Below are 1,184 nucleotides of genomic sequence, written 5' to 3'. Positions count from 1 at the left end.
GTCCCTGCCCTTGTTGTCGCGGTAGTGCTTGGCCTTGGCCAGCACGCTGTTCACCTCATTGTCGTGCGGCAGGTAGTTGAGCGTGGTGACGATCGACCAGCGGTCCATCTGCGCCTGGTTGATCTGCTGCGTGCCGTGATAGAGGCCGGTGGTGTCGCCGAGACCGACCGTGTTGGCGGTGGCGAACAGCCGGAAAGCCGGATGTGGGCGGATGACGCGGCTCTGGTCGAGCAGAGTGAGCCGCCCCGACGATTCCAGCACGCGCTGGATAACGAACATCACGTCCGGTCGCCCGGCGTCATACTCGTCGAAGCAGAGCGCGACATTGTGCTGATAGGCCCAGGGCAGGATGCCGTCGCGGAACTCGGTGACCTGCAGGCCTTCCTTGACCACGATGGCGTCCTTGCCGACGAGGTCGATACGGCTGACATGGCTGTCGAGGTTGACGCGCACGCAGGGCCAGTTGAGCCGCGCCGCCACCTGCTCGATATGCGTCGACTTGCCGGTGCCGTGATAGCCCGACACCATCACGCGGCGGTTGTAAGCAAAGCCGGCGAGGATCGCCAATGTCGTCGCCTTGTCGAACAGATAGTCCGGGTCGATGTCCGGGACATGCTCTGTCGCCGCCGAATAGGCGGGAACGACCATCTTGGACTCGAAACCGAATTTCTCCTTCACCGACACCGTCGTGTCGGGCAGGTTGGCGATGTCGCGATCGACCTTGTTCATCTCTATCAACGTCTCCACGGGCGAAACGCCGCGTTTCGCCGGCAATCGATTTTGTCCGGGGGCGGTCTTAGAGCCTTTTCCAACGTTATGAAAGTTGGAAAAGACTTGGGACCGTAGGGCCGCTCAGCACAATCCTGCCTGCTTGAGCACGCGATAGGCCTGCAGCACATCGCGGAACCGGTCTTCCGAACCTCTGTCTCCGCCATTCGCATCCGGATGGTGGCGCTTAACCAGTTCCTTATAACGCGCCTTGATGTCCTGACCAGTCGCCTTTGTATCAAGGCCAAGCGTTTCCAGCGCCTTGGCCTCAAGCGGTTTTGCCTTGCGTTCGCGCGGCTCGCGCGCGCCTGAGCCGAACAGGTTGAACGGGTCGCGCATGCGGTTGTAGTAGCCGGCGCGTCCCGAGCGCTGCTGCGCGAAATCCGGCGCCGAGCGCGTCCCGCCGCCATTGGCGC

2 protein-coding genes are annotated in these 1,184 nt (G+C 62.5%); both read right to left on the bottom strand.

Features of this window, described 5'->3' with window-relative positions:
• Positions 1–729, bottom strand: a 729-nt coding sequence (locus tag EOA27_RS37265) for an AAA family ATPase (protein WP_127258806.1), incomplete at its 3' end; no start/stop codon positions are given.
• A 123-nt stretch (positions 730–852) separates the two neighbouring features.
• The coding region (locus EOA27_RS37260; RefSeq protein WP_145970858.1) for a J domain-containing protein at positions 853–1,184 on the bottom strand (332 nt) is incomplete at its 5' end.

It is taken from the genome of Mesorhizobium sp. M2A.F.Ca.ET.037.01.1.1 (genome assembly GCF_003998075.1).
Taxonomy (GTDB): Bacteria; Pseudomonadota; Alphaproteobacteria; order Rhizobiales; family Rhizobiaceae; genus Mesorhizobium.
The sequence above is the reverse complement of the archived record's forward strand: the minus strand, read 5'-3'. Positions and strand labels throughout refer to the sequence as shown.